The organism is Aquipseudomonas ullengensis, assembly GCF_014174475.1.
Lineage (GTDB): Bacteria > Pseudomonadota > Gammaproteobacteria > Pseudomonadales > Pseudomonadaceae > Aquipseudomonas > Aquipseudomonas ullengensis.
In genome coordinates, this window is record NZ_JACJUD010000008.1 from 132,913 (window position 1) to 149,128 (window position 16,216).

Below are 16,216 nucleotides of genomic sequence, written 5' to 3' on the forward strand. Positions count from 1 at the left end.
GAAAGCGTCGGTAACCGGTTGGCGCTGAGCAGAGTGAAGAGCAGCGAACAGGGCAGCCGTGATGTGTCTTGTCGGCCTTCACCGGCTCTAAGCCAATCTACTACGTCAGAGATTTTTCCGGTGCATATCCGGCAAGGAAGAACCGCACGAGCTCGCGAAGATGCGGCTCCACTTTCTCCTCGGGCATCACCACCCCCATCAACCGCTCATGGGGGCGGCCGGTGAGGGTAGTGAAAATGATGGCCGCGTCCAGGGTGTCCCGCATGCGCACCACTTCCTGGTCGTGGAGCCATTGGAAGTAGGCAGTCAGGGGACCCATGAAGCCTTTCATCACCTCGGCGCGGTAGGCCAGGATCAGCTCGGGGAAGCGGGTGCTGGTAAAGGCGCTCAGGCGGGTCATGGAAATCACCTTGGCCGAGCCCAGTTTGTCGTAGAACAGCCTGGCCAGATCGTAGAGGGCATCTTCAACAGGTCGGGTCGGGTTTAGGAAGCTTAGATCCAGCTCGAAATCCTTCGCCAGGTGGCTCAGGGTCGCCTCGAACAGCGCTTCCTTACTCGGGTAGCGGCGGTATAGCGCTGGTTTGCTGGTGTTGCCCGCGGCGGCGATACGTTCGATATTGGCATCGGTGTAGCCATGTTCGAGGAATTCGGCGGCTGCGGCCTCTAAAAGGGCTATGTCGAGCTCCTTGCGGGGTCGCCCTCTGAGTTTGACGGACATGAAATGCCTTCTGCTTCTGAATAACGTTATGTGGCGTACGACATTCTGCCAGCAAAGTACCTACGGGTGCTCATCGCTCGGAGGCCCAGCGCAGCGCCGCGATGCTGCCCCCGTCGATGCGCAGGTCGGTGCCGGTGACGAAGCCCGCAGCGGGACTCGCCAGCCACTCTACGCATGCGGCGATGTCGTCTGGCGTGCCGATGCGGCCAACCGGGCAGTCGCGTACCAGTTGCGCAACCTGGGGTTGTTCGGCCACCTCCTGGCGGCCCTGGGCGGTGGAGATAATGCCGGGGCTGATCGAGACCAGCCGTGCGCCACGCGTGGCCCAGCGCAACGCCTCGACTTCGACGCGCAGCTGGTTACCACGCTTGGCGACCATGTAGGCCTGGTTGGTGTCTTCCGAGCCTTGCCAGCCGGCTGCCAATGCAACGAGTGACTGCGTGGGGGCGCTCGCCAGGGCCTGTTCCTGCTCCGGCGTCAGACTGACGAACTGGCCGGCCATGCTGGCGATCACCACGCCCACTGAGCCGGGGGCCAAATAGGGCGTCAACTGTTCCAGCAGGCGTGCGGTGCCTTCCAGATTGACCTGGTAGATGGTTCGCGCGCTGGCCTGGGTGGGCGATACCGCCGCCGTGTGCAGCAGTAGGCGCAGCGATGCGCCCAAGGCCTCGATCCGGCCGCCAAGGCGTTGTGCCGCATCGCTGGCACCGAGGTCGAGTACGAGGCTCTCGATGCTGTGGCCGTCCTCGCTTAGTGCCTGTTCGGCCTCTCGCAGTCGCTTACTGGAGTTGTCCACCAGCAGCAGATGGCGGCCCGTGCCCAGTCGGCGGGCGCAGGCAAGGCCCATCGCGCCGAGGCCGGTGATGATCAGCAATTCCTTGTTCATCTGTACTTTCCTCTGGATATTCGATCGGACGATCCGGCTAGCTGCATGAAGCGGGCTCTGCCCCGTACGGGGCGATCGAAGATGCTGCTCGTCAGGCCGGGCGCACCTCGAGGCAGTCGATATTCGCCTCACGTGGCAGGGTGATAGCCGAGACCAATGCCCTGGCAACGGTTTGCGGCGCCATGCCTGCACCCACGAAGCGGCCATGCCCGGAAAGCTCGATGGCTTTGAGGAAACTTTGCAGGCGGCCTTCGGGCCAGGTGAGCACGCTGGTGTTGTCACCGTCCATGTGCCCGGAGCGGAGTACCGTGACCCGGATGCCGTCCGCCCGGAGTTCGTTGCGAAGTCCGGCGGAGAGGGTTTCCAGCGCACCTTTGGAGGCGGCGTAGGCGGTCAGGAGTGGGAAGGGAGCGCGCGCCGAGTCTGATGAAACGTTGACGATGTCACCACCACCGCGCTGGCGCATCAGGGGGATCGCCTCGCGAATGCAGTAAGTCGGGCCGAGCACGTTCACCGCGAAGGTGGTTTGCAGCTCTTCGTCGCTGGCCTCATCCAGGGAGAAGGCTTTATAGACGGCGGCGTTGTTGACCAGGATATCGACGCCACCGAACGCCGCGACGATCTTGGCGAAGGCGTCTCGCACCTGCTGCGGGTCAGCGACGTCCGCCACCACGGGCAGCACGTGCTCGCCCAGTTCGTCGGCGGCGCGCTGCAGGGTTGCGGCGGTACGGCCGAGGATGGCGACCCGCGCGCGCTGCTCCAGCAACTGGGCGGTGACCTGGCGACCCAGGCCGAGCGCCCCGCCGGTGACTACGGCAACCTTGCCCTGCAAATTTGATGTGGTCATGGGTATGTCCTCTTGTTGTTATCGGGTAGGGATCAGGGGCGGCTGGTGGCGACATCCCACTGGAGCTCCAGGTGCGGCATGGCCACCACCATGCCAGGCTCGACGCGCAAGGATTGATCGGGTTTGAGGCGGAATTCGGGAATGCGCTTGAGCCACTCTTCGAGGAATACGCGCACTTCGATGCGCGCCAGCATTGAGCCGATGCAGCGGTGCGCACCGCTGCCGAACGTGCCGTGGAACACCACTTTGCGCTCGAAGTCCACTGCCAGTGGTTGGTTGAACAAACGATCGTCGACGCTGTGCGCGGAGGTCTGCATCAGTACCAGGTCGCCTTCACGGAAAGCGATGCCCTTGTAGTCGTGATCCTGAGTGACTACTCGCACCAGGGTGGAAATGGGGAAGCGCCGCATCAGCTCCTCTGCTGCAGCGGGAATTCGCTCGGGGTGCTCAATCAGCTCGCGGCGTGCCTCGGGATGGGAGGCCAGATGGCGGACGATGAAGCTGAGCATGGCGGCCACCGTGTCCAGTCCCCCCAGCAACAGGAGGAAGAACATGCCAATCAGCTCTTCGTCTTCCAGGAGCTTGCCGTCCACTTGGGCCTGGGTCAGTACCGAGAGCAGGTCGCTGCCGGGTTCGGCGCGCCGCTCCTGGAGTTTGTTGAACGCGTATTGCATCAACTGGTTGCCGGCCTCCAGGCTGTCCACCTGAGTGGGTCGAATCATTTCGTCCACCCACTCCAGCAACTGCTCTCGATCGGCCGCGGGTAGCGCGACCATGTCCATGAAAATTCCGATCGGCAGGCGGCGGGCGAACTCGGAGACGAATTCGCATTGGCCACGGCTGTGAAACCCCTCCATCAGCTCGATGGTCAGCGCCCGCGCTTTTTCACCCAGAGGCACCACCGCCTTGGGCGAGAATGCCGGAATGAGCAGGTTGCGATAGCGGGTATGGTCGGGTGGGTCCAGCTGGATCGGCTTGATGACGATGGGCATGAGCCGCTCGCGCGGCACCACATTGACGCGCGACGAATAGGTCTCGGGATTCTTCAGAACGTGCTCGAAGTCTTCGCCCCGCGTCACCACCCAGTGGCCGCCGTTGTGCCGGGTCCAGAAGATGTCAGGCGTGCCTGCCGCCTGCAGTTTGGTGAACCAGGTCTGGTAGTCGTCAGCGCTCTCGATGGGCGCATAGAGATCAAAGTGGCGAACCAGATCGGCCGGTACGTGGCTCGGAAGCTCGCTGAGTGGAGCGGTCATGATGGATCCCTCGTCTTGTTGTTGTGATGGATAACCCTAGTGGTTCACCGGCGTTGCTGGCTGTTGGTCACTTATTCCTTTTCTGGGTGCTTATTTGTCTGATGGTTAGCTTTAAAAGCTGGCGAATATTTAGTTATATTACTTGCGAGGAACGAAAAAACAACAGCCCAAGACAGGATTTCCCATGCCGACCATTACCTTCATCCAGCACGATGGTTCCCCGCGCCGAATTGAGGCGCACAGTGGTCAGTCACTGATGCAGGCAGCCCAGGCCAATTTGGTCCCGGGGATCCTCGGCGACTGCGGAGGCAGCTGCTCCTGCGCCACTTGTCACTGTTATATCGAGGGCGCCTGGGCCGAAGCCTTGCCGGAGCCGGCAGAGGATGAGCGGTTGATGCTGGATGGCGCCTTGCACGTACTGCCGAGCAGCCGACTGGCTTGTCAGGTGGTGTTGAGCGAGGCGCTGGATGGGTTGGTGGTGACGCTGCCTGCGTCTCAGCTTTGATGGCAGTGAGGGGGATGGGCAGAAGTGGCGCAGGTCGGCCAAGCAGGGGGCCGACCTGCGCGGAGGGTCACTCCGGTGCGTGATAGAGGTCCCAGGCCCCGGTAACCGGTGAGCGTGTCCAGCCGCTGGAGGCAATAGCACCGCCGTCCACCGGCAGGGTCAGTCCGGTGACGAAAGTCGCCAGGTTGGACACCAGGAATATCACCACTCCCGCCAGTTCATCTGTAGAACCGACACGCCCCATGGGAATGTAGCGGTCGCGGGCGGCGCGCCCGGCTTCGCCCGCCGCTTCGAAGTAGGGGGCATGGCCAGGCGTGAGGATCATGTCCGGGGCCAGGGCGTGCACGCGGATATTGTGCTCGGCCAGCTCCAGCGCCATAGAGCGGGTGAAACTGATCATCCCTGCCTTGCAGGCCGCATACACGGCGAAGCCCGGCGCGGCCCGCAGGCCCTCGCTGCTGGCGATGTTGATGATGGTGCCGCCGCGGCCGAATTTGACCATGACCTTGGCCGCTGCCTGCGTCGCGGTCAGGGTGCTGATCAGATTGAAGTCGATGTGCTTGCGCCAGCTCTTTTCGGTCTGTTCCAGAAAAGCTGTGCGCCGCACGCCGCCTGCGTTGTTCACCAGAATGTCGAGACGGCCGAAGTGGCGAGCCGTCTGTTCGACAGCGGCACTGATCTGCTCAGTGTGGTTGACGTCGGTCTGCAGGAACAGGGCGTCACCGCCCTGTTCGCGAATATCGGCCACCAGCCGCTCGCCACCTTCCACGTCGATATCGGCAATGGCTACCAAAGCGCCGAAATTGGCCAGGTTGCGGGCGATCCCCGCGCCTATGCCGCCGGCGCCGCCAGTGATAAATGCCACCTTGCCGTCCAGCTGGATGTCCTTGGGTGTCATGGGGGCTTCTCCGGTTCAGTCGCGCAGTTCGACGCGGCCGTTATTGATGACGATGACGTCGCGCTCCACGGCCCGAACGCGGAAGGCCACGGTGTTGCCGTCGACCCAGATTTCGCTGCGGAAGGTTTCGCCCGGATAGGCGGGTGCGGTGAATCGGCCGAAGATCGAGGCGATGCGGCTGCCGTCGAACTCGCACACCGCCTGCATGATGGCGCGCCCGGCGATGCCCCAGGTGGCCAGGCCATGCAGGATGGGCCGCTCGAAACCAGCCTTGCGCGCCACTTCCGGGTCGGCGTGCAGCGGGTTCCAGTCGCCGTTGAGTCGGTAGAGCAGGGCCATGTTTGGCAGGCTCGGCAGGTCCACACAGTGGTCGGCGGGCCGCTCCGGTACCGCCGGCGGTGGCGCGACGCTGCGTTGCGGGCCACCAAAGCCGCCGTCACCACGGGCGAGCATGGTCTGGGTGATGGTGCACAGCGGTTCGCCGGTGCTGCGCTCCAGGATGCGGCGCTCATAGGTGATCAGCGCGCCCTTGTCGGCACCCTTGTCGATGATGTCCACCACGCGTGACTTGCCGATCACTTGCGCTTCAGCCGGTAGCGGCTTGTGCAGGGTCAGGCCCTGTTCGGCGTGGACGATGCGCACCCAGTCCAGGCCGGTATTCATGGTTCTGGGCCAGTAGCCGGGGTGAGCGAGGACCACGCCCATGGTTGGCACGGCGTGCAGATCGGCCTCGTAGACCAGGGGCAGCTGCCGGGTGTCCAGCGGATCGCTGGCGTAACCCAGGCTCAGGGCATAGAGGATGCTGTCCTTGTGGTTGTAGGACTGCTGGGTGTCCGGGATCTGCAGGTCGAGGAGTTTTTCGTAGTCGATGGCCATCTTGGTCTTCCTGTGGTCTTCAAGGTTGCGTGGCGAGGAGCGCGCGCAGGGTGCTGATCAGGGTCAGGGGCTGGTCGAACATCAGGTGATGATGGCCAGCTGGAATGGCGATGGGGCCGCGGGCATGAGGCAGGGCCTGGACGATGCGCTCGGCGCGCTGGCGGTCGACCACCACGCTGTGCTCGCCATAGAGGTAGTCAACGGGGCGCGTCACGCGTGCCAGCATTTGCCCGCCATCGCTCTCGCGGGCGCCACCCGGCGGCAGGCCGATGTCGAACTTCCAGCGCCAGCCTTCGCCATGGCGCCGCAGGGAATGACTGGCCACATGTTCCACCAGGCATGGCAGCGCATCCGGCTGCGCGGGTATCAGGCGAAAGCGCGCGGCGCCGCTGGCGAGGTCCGGGTACTCGTGGTCGCCGCGAACCTTGATGGGCTCGGAGGGCAGGCTCTCTCCCTCGAACACCACATAGCTGTCGACAATCACCAGGCGCTGGAACAGTTCGGGTCTCTCGCCACAGGCGCGCAGCAGGCGCGAGCCGCCATAGCTGTGCCCGACGGCGATTACCGGCGAATCGCTGATGTGCTCCGCGATGGCGGCAATGTCACGCCCCAGGCTGTTGGCGTCGTACTGCGCGCGGTGCGCGCTGTCGCCCATGCCGGAGAGGTCCATGGCCACCACCCGGTACTCCTCGGCGAACCAGGGGGCGATGAAGTCCCACCAATGGGCGTGGCCACGAAAGCCATGGACGAACAGCAGCGTGGGCTTGTGCGTGTCCTCGAATCCCCAGGACAGAAAGTGCAGGCGGGCGCCATTGGCGTCGATGAAGTGCGAGCGCCCGGGCTGTGCCAGGGCCCGCTCGACCCATTCGGGGCGCGCTGCACAGAGGGGCGGGAGATTACTGGATAACTCGCTCATGCAATGGCCTTGTCCGTCATGAAAACTGAAAGCTAGACATATGTCCCGTTCCAGGTGCGGCTTGCACCGTCTACTGGCATGGGGTAGCTTAGTCTTTAACTGATACTATGTTAGTTATGTGAATCGAGTCCAGAACAATGCGTCCCCTCGAAAGGTCGCCAGCGGAGTAGGGCAATGGAGCAGTTTCCTCGTGGCCGCGTGGCCATAGTCGGCGCAGCCACCTATGGCATGGGCGAATCCCCCGGCATGCGTCCCTTGGACCTGGCCGCGCAGGCGGCAGTGCTGGCGCTGAAAGACGCCAACCTGAAGCTGGCCGAGGTCGATGCGCTGTTCGTCTGCACCCCGGACGATGCATTGTCCGGGCTGAGTGCTGCGGAATATCTGGGTATCACCCCGCGCTTCACCGAGAACAACCGTACCGGCGGTTCGGCTTTCCATTCCCATGTGATAACGGCCAGCCTGATGCTGGAGGCGGGTTACTGCGACACGGCGCTGATCATCTATGGCAGCAATCAGCGCACCGCGTCCGGGGGGCTGGTGTCGATGCGCTTGCCGTCGCCCTATGAGAAGCCCTACAAGCCGCTGACCCCCCTGTCGTCCTACGCCCTGGCCGCGTCGCGGCATATGCACGAGTACGGCACCACCCGCGAGCACTTGGCCGAAGTGGCGGTGGCCGCGCGCAATTGGGCCCGGCTGAACCCCGAAGCCTTCGCCCGCGACGAGCTGACCATCGAGGACTGCCTGAAGGCGCGGATGGTCTCCGACCCACTCAGCGTGCGTGACTGCTGCCTGGTTACCGACGGCGCCGCTGCCATCGTGCTGACCCGCGCCGACCGCGCCCGTGACCTGCATGCCCAGCCCATCCATGTATTGGGGGCGGCTGCCGCCACCTGGTATTCGGGCGTCGATCAGTCCCGTGACCTGACTGTCACCGCTGCCCGTGAATCGGGCCAGCGTGCTTATGCGATTGCCGGCGTTGGTCCGCAGGACATCGATGTGGTGCAGCTCTACGACGCCTTCACGATCAACACCATCCTCTTCCTCGAAGACCTGGGCTTCTGCCCCAAAGGCGAGGGAGGGCGCTTCGTGTCTGGCGGCAACATCGGCCCAGGTGGCTCGCTGCCGGTGAATACCAACGGTGGCGGCCTGTCGTGCTGCCATCCCGGCATGTACGGGCTGTTTACCCTGGTCGAGTCCTGCCTGCAGCTGCGCGGCCAGGCCGGTGCTCGCCAGGTGGCGGGCGCTCGCCTGGCGCTGGCCCATGCCAACGGCGGAACCCTGTCCAGCCAGGCAACCATGATTCTGGGCACGGCTGACTGCGTCTGACCGTCCCCCACGACAAGCAGGCCGCCGGCCTGATTAACGGAGAATTCCACGCATGAATATTCCTGCCAATCTGCCCGAAATGCGCCATGTGCGGGTCGAGATCCGCGAGCGCATCGCCACCGTTACTCTTGATCGTGCGCCGGTTAACGCATTGGACTCGGTGGCCATTCGCGAGCTCACCGCCACCTTCAATGCTCTGGGGCGTTCAACCGAAGCCAGCGTGATCGTGTTCACCGCACCGGGGGAGAAGATCTTCTGCGCCGGCATCGACCTCAATGACTCGACGCGCCGTCACGCCCGCCAGTTGGTCGAGGACGACAGCAGCATTGATTTGTTGGACCCGGGCGCCGTGGTGCGCGAATGCTTCTGGGCCATTCTCGAATGCCCGCTGCCGGTGATCGCCGCGGTCAATGGCAAGGCCATCGGCGCCGGGCTGGTGCTGGTAGCCAGCTGCGACATGATCGTCTGCTCGGAGAACGCCAGTTTCTCCGTGCCCGAAATTAAGGCCGGCGTGCTGGGCGGCGCCCGTCATCTGCAGCGTCTGGTCGGACCGTTCAAGACCCGGCGCATGTTCTTCACCGGTGAGGCGGTACCAGCCCAAGAGTTCTACCGTCTGGGCGCGGTGGAAGCCGTGGTGCCGCCGGCGCAGCTGATGGGCGCCGCCATGGAACTGGCGGCGCAGGTCGCGCGCAACAGCCCCATCGGCCTTCGTCTGGGTAAGGAGTCCCTGAGTCGGGTGGAAGACCTGCCGCTGAAGGAGGGCTACCGCATCGAGCAGGACTATACCGGCCGGGTGACGCGCTATAACGACTCTCAGGAAGCACGTAAGGCCTACCTGGAAAAACGCGACCCGGACTGGTCCTGGTCCTGATCGCCGAGGCTGCTCCGGCAGCTATTACCCATCCCTGAACAGGCAGAGAATAAAAATGAAGAGTTTTCAGGTCGAGTGGACGCGTAACGAGATCGATCGCGTCATTGCCAAGGTTGCCGATTGCCGTTTGCCGCCTGCTCCCGCCGGAGCCGGCTGGTCCCTGGGTTGCGATGCCGACTTCCTTGCTGGATTGCAGCGCTATTGGCTCGAGAAGTTCGACTGGCAGGCCTGCATGGAGGTGCTCAACCGCTATCCGCAGTTCCAAGTGGAGATCGACGGCCAGTTGGTGCATTTCGTCCATGTGAAGGGTGAGGCCGAGGGGCGTCGGCCGCTGCTGCTGACCCACGGCTGGCCGGGGTCGCACTTTGAATTCTGGCAGTCCATCGAACCGCTGGCTTATCCGTCACGCCATGGTGGCAAGGCCGAGGATGCCTACGACCTCGTGATCCCCAGCCTGCCGGGGTTCGGTTTCAGCGGAAAACCGGCCGGGGTCACTTCCCAGCGCCAGACAGCCGCGCTGTGGAACAAATTGATGACCGAGGTGCTTGGCTACCCCCGTTACCGCGCCCAAGGCGGCGACTGGGGGGCCATAGTGACCTCCTGGCTGGGGCTGGATCATGGCACCCATGTCGAGGCCATCCACCTCAACATGCTCGGCTTCCGCTCTCTGGTACCGCCACAGGATGATGCCGAGAAAGCCTGGCAGGCGCGGGCCGAAGGTGCCCAGCGCGGCTACAGCGGCTATGCCGCAGTGCAGATGACCAAGCCGCAGTCCATTGCCTGGGCCACCGCCGATAACCCCATGGGCCAGGCCGCCTGGATCCTGGAACGGTTCCATGATTGGGCAGACCTGCGCCAGCGTCCCTTCGACGCGGTATTCAGCCTAGACAGCCTGCTGACCAACATCCTGATCTATGTAATGACCGGCAGTTTCGCCAGTGCCACCTGGTTCTATCCGGGTGTGGTCAAGGACGGCTTTACCCTGCTGCCCGAAGGCAAGCGCTGCGAGGTTCCCACCCACTTCCTCGAATGCACCGGGGATGCGCTGTCGCCGGCGCCGCCGCGCAGTCGAGTGGAGCTGGTCTACAACCTGGCGAGCTGGAGCAGCCTGGAGGAGGGCGGGCATTTTGCTGCCATGGAAAGTCCGGCGGCCTTCGTCGAGGACCTACGCCGTTGGGGTCGGGGCTGACCCGGCAACCGATCGTCGCCACGCTGATTGACGTGGAGCAGCTATGAGCATACAACTGATGAATAGTCATTTATTCCATCAGTTCAGTGTCACGCCATGAACTGACGAACATTCGGCGCTGTGCCGGATGTATCACATGACAACAAGAGGAACAGTGGGATGAAAGTCCGCCTACCCGGTTTCGATTTTTCCAGCATTCGCCCGCATTGGGCGCCCGTCCGCGAGTTCGCCCAGAGCTATAACGCCTTCTCCACGGTGCCGGCTCACATCGAGCCGTTTCTGGTGAAGGTGATGATGCGGGTCAAGGACGCATTGGGCGATGAGCACCAGGCGCTGCGCGAGGACATCGAGATCTTCAACAAACAGGAAGTGCAGCACTGCAAGCAGCACGTGGCCTTCAACAAAATGCTCTACAAGTCGGGCTATGCTGGCATGCAGGAGCTGGAGAAGCCCTACCGCGACGACTACGCCAGCTTCCTTGCCAACAAGTCGTTGCGCTTCAATGTGGCCTATTGCGAAGGCTTTGAGGCCATGGGCTCGTCCGCCGGGCAGGTGTTCTTCGAGGAGCTCGAGGAGTACCTGGAGGGGGCCGACCAGGAAGCCGTGGATTTGTGGAAATGGCACCTGGCCGAAGAGTTCGAACATCGCGAGGTCTGTTTCCAGGCCTACAAGGCGCTTTATGGCAGCGGCCCGTTTGCCTACCTGTACCGGATCTGGGCCTTCGCCTTTGCGGTCAAGCATATCGGTAGCCATACCGCGAAGGTGGCGGCCTACCTCAATGGCGTCGACCGTGAGTCCATGACAGCGGAAGAGCGCGGACGCTCCATCGAGCGTCAGAAGGTGCTCAAGGCCAAGATCTCCAAGGCCAGCCGCACGCGCCTGCTGAAGGTTCTTTCGCCGTTCTACAACCCAGGCAAAATGGTGCCTTCGCCCGGTATGGCGGAGCTGCTGGCACGCTTTGGCTGATTGAACACGCAGAATGAAAAACGGGGAGCTGAGCTCCCCGTTTTTCATTGGTGCCTGGATTAGTTCTGGGCAGCGGTGATGGCTTCTACCTGACGGATCGCCACTTCCAGTTGGTCAGCGTCGACCGGCGGCGCGAAGCGGGCGGCGCTGGGGCTGACCATGGATTTCTCCGCCAGCTCGCGAATTTCTGTCGCCGTGGGTTGCTCAAGACCGAAGTCGGCCAGGCGGGTGGGCAAGCCGACCTCGCGGAAGAACCCGCAGAGCTCCAGGATGAAGTCCTGGCTGCGCTTTTCCATCACCAGCTGGACCAGCAGGCCGTAGGCGACGTGGTCGCCGTGCAGCGTTCCACGGGCCCGCTCCAGGTAGGAAAAACCACGGGCCAGGGCGTGAGCCAGCGATAGGCCGCCGTTTTCGAAACTCAGGGTGCTGAGCAGCACCGTGGCTTCCACCAAGGCCTCCAGGTCGTCGTTGACCTGCTTCTGCTCCACAGCGCGTACTGCCGCCACGGCATGCTGACGAATGATCTGGTAGCAGGCATCGGCCGCCATCAGTCCGGTCAGGGATGCTGGGGTGCCGAGCAGCGTGGTGGCGCCAGCTGCGGCGCAGGCCTCGGCCTCGAATTTCTTCGAGATGGCGTCGCCTATGCCCGCGCGCAGGAAACGCACCGGCGCATTGGCAATCACCTGGGTGTCGGCCAGCACCAGCTCAGGGTTGCGCGGCAGGTGGAGGATGTCCTGCATGATGTGGTGCTCATCGTAGACGGCGATGGCGGCGCTGGCCGGTCCATCGTTGGACGCGATAGTAGGCACGCTGACGCTTCGCGCGCCGAGCTTGAGCGCTACGCCCTTGGCGGTGTCCAGCGCCTTGCCGCCACCCAGGCCTACGATCATGTCCGCGCCAAAGTCACGGGCCCGTCCGGCCAGTTCAGCGATGGCGGCGTGGGTGATTTCTCCCGGGAATACCTCCAGTGAGCTGGCCATCTCCGCCGTTTCGAAACTGGCCGTCACTCGCGCACCGAGCAGCTTGGCCATATCCGCATCGGTGATTACGAAGGCATGGCTACCCAGGGGGCGGCAATACCGGCCGAGGTCGTCCAGCGCGCCCGCGCCCTGAACGTATCGAGAGGTTGCGGCAAAGATTCGCATTTGTTGGCTCCTGGATATAGTGGACTGTCAGTCAGTTATTGTTTTCTGGATCCTCATTTCCCCCGCTACAGCCCGTCTCCCGGGATTGCGGCAGGGTTAGCGCAAGGCCTGACTTTAATATCTGTGTTTCGAGGTGCTTGCCAGCCCATGTGCAGTGCTATACATTCTACACAGAACTGACCAAATGTCAGCTTTTAGAAAAATCAACAGCCCGAATGATCTGGAGAGCGACGATGAAATTCGCTGACTACAAGACGCTGACCTTCGAACGCCGTGGCCGCGTTCTCAACGTAACCTTCAACCAGCCAGAGAAACTGAACAGCTTCGCTGGCGAATCGCATACCGAACTGTCCTGGCTGTTCTATGACCTGGTAGAGGACAAGGAAAGCGACATCATCGTCCTCACCGGCGCCGGGCGCGCCTTCAGCGCCGGCGGCGATATCGAGTACATGCAGTGGCTGCATGACAACCCGGCCGAGTTCTATCGCTGCGTGCGCGAAGCCAAGCGCATCGTCAATGGCATGCTCGAGTGCGACAAGCCGATCATCTGCAAGGTCAATGGCGATGCCATCGGTCTGGGCTCTACTGTTGCCGTGTTCAGTGACGTGATCTTTGCCGCCGACACTGCTCGCTTCGGCGACCCGCACAATAACGTTGCCTTGGTAAGCGGCGACGGTGGCCAGATCATGTGGCCGCACCTGATGGGTTATGCCCGCGCCAAGCACTACCTGTTCACCGGCGAGAAGCTGACCGCTGCAGACGCCGAACGTTTTGGCCTGATCAACAAGGCCATGCCGGCCGCCGAGCTGAACGATTTTGTCGACGCCTACGCCGACAAACTGGCCGCCATGCCGGTCCAGTCGCTGCGTTGGAGCAAGTCGACCATCAACGTGCCGCTGCGTCAGATGGCCGCCAGCATGATGGACGTGGGCATGGCCTACGAGAACATCTCCTCGCAGACCGCCGATCACGTCGAGGCGATCGCTGCCTTCCGCGAGAAGCGCAAGCCTGTGTTCAACAAGAAGTAAGTGCTGATGGGCATTGCACAGGAATACGAGCCGGCGGAAGTACCCAGCTGGCTCACCTGGGCAATGCAGCGCCCGGGCCGTTCATGCTTTCTCGAGGTGGACGGTCGGCGCCTGCATTACCTGAGTTGGGGTGAGGAGAGGCCGGAGTGCCCCGTGCTGTTGTTGGTGCACGGCATGCGTGGTCACGCCCATTGGTGGGATGCCATCGCACCTTATTTCAGCGAAAATTACCGCGTGGTCGCTCTGGACTTATCCGGTATGGGCGACAGCGATCATCGTCAGAGCTATCCGGAGCAATTCGGTGCCCTGGATATCATCGACCTGATCGAAGGTGCCGGATTCGGCCCGGTGATCGGTGTCGGTCACAGTTACGGTGGTTCGCGGGTGCTGCGCGCCTGCGCCGACCGTCCTGATCTGTTCACCCGTCTGCTGGTGCTGGACTCGTTCATCGTCTTGCCCGGTGCCGAGATTCCCGTCGATACCGCCAACACCGCCAGCAAACGTTATTACCCGGATTTGCCCAGCGCCTTGCAGCGTTACCGGCTGATGCCGGAGCAACCGAACCCGGTACTGCCGATCCTGGCCAATATCGCCCGCCACTCGCTGCGTGAGGAAGAAGAGGGTTGGGGCTGGAAGTTCGACCTCAACCTGCCGCTCGGCCTTGCCCACGAGGAGTTTGGCGTCAGCCTGCTGCCCCGCGTGCAGCGACCGGTGGATGTGGTCTATGGCGAATGCAGTCCGGTGGTCAGCCGTCAGGATGCCCAGCAGGCCGTCGAGCTGTTGCCCCTTGGGCGTGGCCCGTTCGGCATACCCGGAACTTACCATCACATGATGATTGACCAGCCTCTCGCGGTGATTGCGATCTTGCGCGGGTTGCTGGCCTCTGGAGCGGAACATGAGTGAATTGGTCCTGCAGGAAAGACACGGCGCCGTTGCCGTCGTCACCCTGAACAACGAAAAGACCCGCAATGCGTTGTCGCGGGACATGCTGTTTGCTCTGGCCGAGTGCCTTGAAGCCTTGAATGAAGATGCGCAAGTACGCGCCATCGTGCTCAAGGGCGCGAATGGGCACTTCTGCTCGGGCGGTGATGTGTCCGGTATGTCGGCCGAACGGCCGTTGCCGGTGGGACGCGGGCGCATGGTGCTTGGCCATCGGGTGATCCGCGCCGTGGTGGAGAGCACCAAACCGGTGGTCGCCATGGTCGAAGGCTACGCCGCCGGCGCTGGCTTCTCCCTGGCGACGGCGGCGGATTTCGTGGTGGCCACCCCCAACGCCAAGTTCGTCTCGTCCTTTGCCAAGGTGGGCCTGATTCCAGACCTCGGTCTGCTCTGGACCCTGCCGCAGCGAGTCGGCCTGGCTCAGGCCAAGCGCATCTTCTATAGCGCACGCGTGGTGGCCTCGGCCGAAGCGGCGCAGCTGGGCATAGTGGATGAACTCCTGGAGGAGGGCGTCGACCCGCTGGTGCGGAGCCTGGAGATCGCCGCCGAGTTCACCGCCAATGCCCCGTTGTCCGTCGCCCTGGTGCGCTCGGCCCTGGCCCGCGGCGTTACCTGTCTCGGCGATGCCCTGGATTACGAGATGGACAACCAGGCAGCGCTTTATCTGACCAAGGACCATCGGGAGGCCGTGGATGCCTTTCTCAACAAACGTGCGCCGGAGTTCGTCGGTCTCTGAGTCTTAGCGGATGTACGCGCGCACTTTCTGAGTACGCGCGTCGGCCACTCACGACTCGGATTCTCAAATTGAGTCATGACAGAGAAAGAGAGCCTGAAGTTGAAACCACTACACAGTGCATTGCTGGCCTTTACTTTGAGTGGGCCGGGTATCGCCTATGCAGGCACCCCGCCCAATACCCCGCCGCCCTATACCGTCAGCTTGCAGGGCACAGCCAATTTTCGCGATCTGGGCGGCTATCTGACCGAGGGTGGCCAGCGTGTGCGCACGGGCATGCTCTACCGCGCTGATGAGCTGTCACGCCTTAGCGCGACGGATCAGACACACTTGCTAGAGCTGGGCATACGGCAGGTTGTGGACTTTCGTAGCGAGGCAGAGCGGCAGAGAGCCCCGGATCAATTGCCTGCAAGTATTCGCTACATTCCGATCCCTGTGACGGTGGAGGCTACTGCGGTGGGTGATATCCAGCAGCGCATCTTTGCGCCGGATAACACGGCGGCCGCCATGAGCGATTTTCTGCAGTCCGCCTACCGCGATTTCATCGTCATCTATACGCCGCAATATCGGCAGTTCATGCAAGGGCTGCTGGACGGCCAGGAGTATCCGCAGGTATTTCACTGTACGGCCGGCAAGGATCGTACGGGTATGGCCGCCGCCTTGGTGCTGACGGCTATTGGGGTGCCGCGCGAGACCATCCTGCAGGATTATTTGGCCTCCAATCGTCTCACCACTGAACGCGTCAATCAGCGTGTCGAGGCGATGGTCGCGCACAGCGGCGGCCAGGCCAATCGTGAGGCGCTGACAACCCTATTGCAGGTGCAGCCGGTGTTTCTGCAGGCCACCTATACAGCCATCGACCAGCAGTACGGCAGTATCGACAACTACCTGACGCAAGGTTTGGGCATCGGCCCGGCGCAGCGGCAGATCCTGCGGCAAAAACTGCTGGAGCCATAGAGTCGGCGCGCTCCTCAGCTCGTGCCTGCGCTCAGCCACCTGTCGCGCAGGCGGTTGAGGTCGGCGAAGGTCTTCAGGCAGTCGCCCATATCGCCTTGGTGCACTCGGCCTTACCTGTCTCGGCGATGCGCTGGATTACGAGATGGACAACCAGGCAGCGCTT

At 62.9% G+C, this 16,216-nt stretch carries 17 protein-coding genes; 9 read left to right on the forward strand and 8 right to left on the reverse strand.

Annotated features, from left to right (window positions below):
* Positions 1-100 precede the first annotated feature (100 nt).
* From H3H51_RS20405 to H3H51_RS20420, 4 genes are all read right to left on the reverse strand, one after another.
* A complete protein-coding gene (locus H3H51_RS20405) occupies positions 101-718 on the reverse strand; it encodes a TetR/AcrR family transcriptional regulator (RefSeq protein WP_183090920.1) in 618 nt (205 codons plus the stop codon).
* Positions 719-788: 70 nt separating this feature from the next.
* Positions 789-1,604 carry an SDR family oxidoreductase gene (locus H3H51_RS20410; protein WP_183090921.1) on the reverse strand — a complete coding sequence of 272 codons (816 nt, stop codon included), beginning with the start codon at positions 1,602-1,604 and terminating at the stop codon, positions 789-791.
* 91 nt (positions 1,605-1,695) lie between these two features.
* Positions 1,696-2,451: an SDR family oxidoreductase gene (locus H3H51_RS20415; protein ID WP_183090922.1), complete on the reverse strand. Its 756-nt coding sequence runs from the start codon at positions 2,449-2,451 to the stop codon at positions 1,696-1,698.
* A gap of 32 nt (positions 2,452-2,483) precedes the next feature.
* Positions 2,484-3,704, reverse strand: coding sequence for a cytochrome P450 (locus H3H51_RS20420; RefSeq protein ID WP_183090923.1), 1,221 nt, complete (start codon positions 3,702-3,704; stop codon positions 2,484-2,486).
* A 184-nt stretch (positions 3,705-3,888) separates the two neighbouring features.
* Here H3H51_RS20420 and H3H51_RS20425 point away from each other — a divergent pair, with 184 nt between their 5' ends.
* Positions 3,889-4,209, forward strand: coding sequence for a 2Fe-2S iron-sulfur cluster-binding protein (locus tag H3H51_RS20425; RefSeq protein WP_183090924.1), 321 nt, complete (start codon positions 3,889-3,891; stop codon positions 4,207-4,209).
* Positions 4,210-4,276: 67 nt separating this feature from the next.
* On the opposite strand, the gene H3H51_RS20430 is transcribed toward H3H51_RS20425, so the two are convergent.
* From H3H51_RS20430 to H3H51_RS20440, 3 genes are read right to left on the reverse strand one after another with little or no spacing between them, the layout of a single operon-like run.
* A complete protein-coding gene (locus H3H51_RS20430; protein WP_183090925.1) occupies positions 4,277-5,107 on the reverse strand; it encodes an SDR family NAD(P)-dependent oxidoreductase in 831 nt (276 codons plus the stop codon).
* A 15-nt stretch (positions 5,108-5,122) separates the two neighbouring features.
* On the reverse strand, positions 5,123-5,983 hold the full coding sequence (locus H3H51_RS20435; RefSeq protein WP_183090926.1) for a MaoC/PaaZ C-terminal domain-containing protein: 861 nt from the start codon (positions 5,981-5,983) through the stop codon (positions 5,123-5,125).
* A 19-nt stretch (positions 5,984-6,002) separates the two neighbouring features.
* A complete protein-coding gene (locus H3H51_RS20440) occupies positions 6,003-6,899 on the reverse strand; it encodes an alpha/beta fold hydrolase (protein WP_183090927.1) in 897 nt (298 codons plus the stop codon).
* A 174-nt stretch (positions 6,900-7,073) separates the two neighbouring features.
* On the opposite strand from H3H51_RS20440, the gene H3H51_RS20445 reads away from it, so the two are divergent.
* The 4 genes from H3H51_RS20445 (at position 7,074) to H3H51_RS20460 (ending at position 11,251) form a co-directional block, all read left to right on the forward strand.
* Positions 7,074-8,225 carry a thiolase gene (locus H3H51_RS20445; protein WP_183090928.1) on the forward strand — a complete coding sequence of 384 codons (1,152 nt, stop codon included), beginning with the start codon at positions 7,074-7,076 and terminating at the stop codon, positions 8,223-8,225.
* 52 nt (positions 8,226-8,277) lie between these two features.
* Complete coding sequence (locus H3H51_RS20450; protein ID WP_235981438.1) at positions 8,278-9,096, forward strand: enoyl-CoA hydratase-related protein; 819 nt, start codon at positions 8,278-8,280, stop codon at positions 9,094-9,096.
* A gap of 55 nt (positions 9,097-9,151) precedes the next feature.
* Positions 9,152-10,285 (forward strand): epoxide hydrolase family protein, encoded by a 1,134-nt coding sequence (locus H3H51_RS20455; RefSeq protein WP_183090929.1) that lies wholly within the window; start codon positions 9,152-9,154, stop codon positions 10,283-10,285.
* Positions 10,286-10,444: 159 nt separating this feature from the next.
* Complete coding sequence (locus tag H3H51_RS20460; RefSeq protein ID WP_183090930.1) at positions 10,445-11,251, forward strand: metal-dependent hydrolase; 807 nt, start codon at positions 10,445-10,447, stop codon at positions 11,249-11,251.
* Positions 11,252-11,310: 59 nt separating this feature from the next.
* On the opposite strand, the gene H3H51_RS20465 is transcribed toward H3H51_RS20460, so the two are convergent.
* Positions 11,311-12,396, reverse strand: a complete 1,086-nt coding sequence (locus H3H51_RS20465) for a glycerol dehydrogenase (protein ID WP_183090931.1) — start codon at positions 12,394-12,396, stop codon at positions 11,311-11,313.
* A gap of 233 nt (positions 12,397-12,629) precedes the next feature.
* On the opposite strand from H3H51_RS20465, the gene H3H51_RS20470 reads away from it, so the two are divergent.
* The 4 genes from H3H51_RS20470 (at position 12,630) to H3H51_RS20485 (ending at position 16,053) form a co-directional block, all read left to right on the forward strand.
* On the forward strand, positions 12,630-13,424 hold the full coding sequence (locus H3H51_RS20470; protein ID WP_183090932.1) for an enoyl-CoA hydratase/isomerase family protein: 795 nt from the start codon (positions 12,630-12,632) through the stop codon (positions 13,422-13,424).
* A 6-nt stretch (positions 13,425-13,430) separates the two neighbouring features.
* The gene (locus H3H51_RS20475; RefSeq protein ID WP_183090933.1) at positions 13,431-14,327 is read left to right on the forward strand and encodes an alpha/beta fold hydrolase; all 897 of its coding nucleotides are present in this window, start codon (positions 13,431-13,433) and stop codon (positions 14,325-14,327) included.
* Positions 14,320-15,099, forward strand: a complete 780-nt coding sequence (locus H3H51_RS20480) for an enoyl-CoA hydratase/isomerase family protein (RefSeq protein ID WP_183090934.1) — start codon at positions 14,320-14,322, stop codon at positions 15,097-15,099. The genes H3H51_RS20475 and H3H51_RS20480 overlap by 8 nt, the downstream gene beginning before the upstream one ends.
* 75 nt (positions 15,100-15,174) lie before the next feature.
* Positions 15,175-16,053 (forward strand): tyrosine-protein phosphatase, encoded by an 879-nt coding sequence (locus H3H51_RS20485; protein ID WP_183090935.1) that lies wholly within the window; start codon positions 15,175-15,177, stop codon positions 16,051-16,053.
* The last annotated feature ends 163 nt before the right edge of the window (positions 16,054-16,216 follow it).

Excerpts from the sequence above, each read along its gene's own strand:
- H3H51_RS20430 (WP_183090925.1), bottom strand. The coding sequence starts at position 5,107 with ATGACACCCAAGGACATCCAGCTGGACGGCAAGGTGGCATTTATCACT.
- H3H51_RS20475 (WP_183090933.1), top strand. The coding sequence starts at position 13,431 with ATGGGCATTGCACAGGAATACGAGCCGGCGGAAGTACCCAGCTGGCTC.
- H3H51_RS20420 (WP_183090923.1), bottom strand. The coding sequence starts at position 3,704 with ATGACCGCTCCACTCAGCGAGCTTCCGAGCCACGTACCGGCCGATCTG.
- H3H51_RS20465 (WP_183090931.1), bottom strand. The coding sequence starts at position 12,396 with ATGCGAATCTTTGCCGCAACCTCTCGATACGTTCAGGGCGCGGGCGCG.
- H3H51_RS20485 (WP_183090935.1), top strand. The coding sequence starts at position 15,175 with ATGACAGAGAAAGAGAGCCTGAAGTTGAAACCACTACACAGTGCATTG.
- H3H51_RS20410 (WP_183090921.1), bottom strand. The coding sequence starts at position 1,604 with ATGAACAAGGAATTGCTGATCATCACCGGCCTCGGCGCGATGGGCCTT.
- H3H51_RS20480 (WP_183090934.1), top strand. The coding sequence starts at position 14,320 with ATGAGTGAATTGGTCCTGCAGGAAAGACACGGCGCCGTTGCCGTCGTC.
- H3H51_RS20450 (WP_235981438.1), top strand. The coding sequence starts at position 8,278 with ATGAATATTCCTGCCAATCTGCCCGAAATGCGCCATGTGCGGGTCGAG.
- H3H51_RS20455 (WP_183090929.1), top strand. The coding sequence starts at position 9,152 with ATGAAGAGTTTTCAGGTCGAGTGGACGCGTAACGAGATCGATCGCGTC.
- H3H51_RS20445 (WP_183090928.1), top strand. The coding sequence starts at position 7,074 with ATGGAGCAGTTTCCTCGTGGCCGCGTGGCCATAGTCGGCGCAGCCACC.
- H3H51_RS20460 (WP_183090930.1), top strand. The coding sequence starts at position 10,445 with ATGAAAGTCCGCCTACCCGGTTTCGATTTTTCCAGCATTCGCCCGCAT.
- H3H51_RS20435 (WP_183090926.1), bottom strand. The coding sequence starts at position 5,983 with ATGGCCATCGACTACGAAAAACTCCTCGACCTGCAGATCCCGGACACC.
- H3H51_RS20425 (WP_183090924.1), top strand. The coding sequence starts at position 3,889 with ATGCCGACCATTACCTTCATCCAGCACGATGGTTCCCCGCGCCGAATT.
- H3H51_RS20440 (WP_183090927.1), bottom strand. The coding sequence starts at position 6,899 with ATGAGCGAGTTATCCAGTAATCTCCCGCCCCTCTGTGCAGCGCGCCCC.
- H3H51_RS20415 (WP_183090922.1), bottom strand. The coding sequence starts at position 2,451 with ATGACCACATCAAATTTGCAGGGCAAGGTTGCCGTAGTCACCGGCGGG.
- H3H51_RS20405 (WP_183090920.1), bottom strand. The coding sequence starts at position 718 with ATGTCCGTCAAACTCAGAGGGCGACCCCGCAAGGAGCTCGACATAGCC.
- H3H51_RS20470 (WP_183090932.1), top strand. The coding sequence starts at position 12,630 with ATGAAATTCGCTGACTACAAGACGCTGACCTTCGAACGCCGTGGCCGC.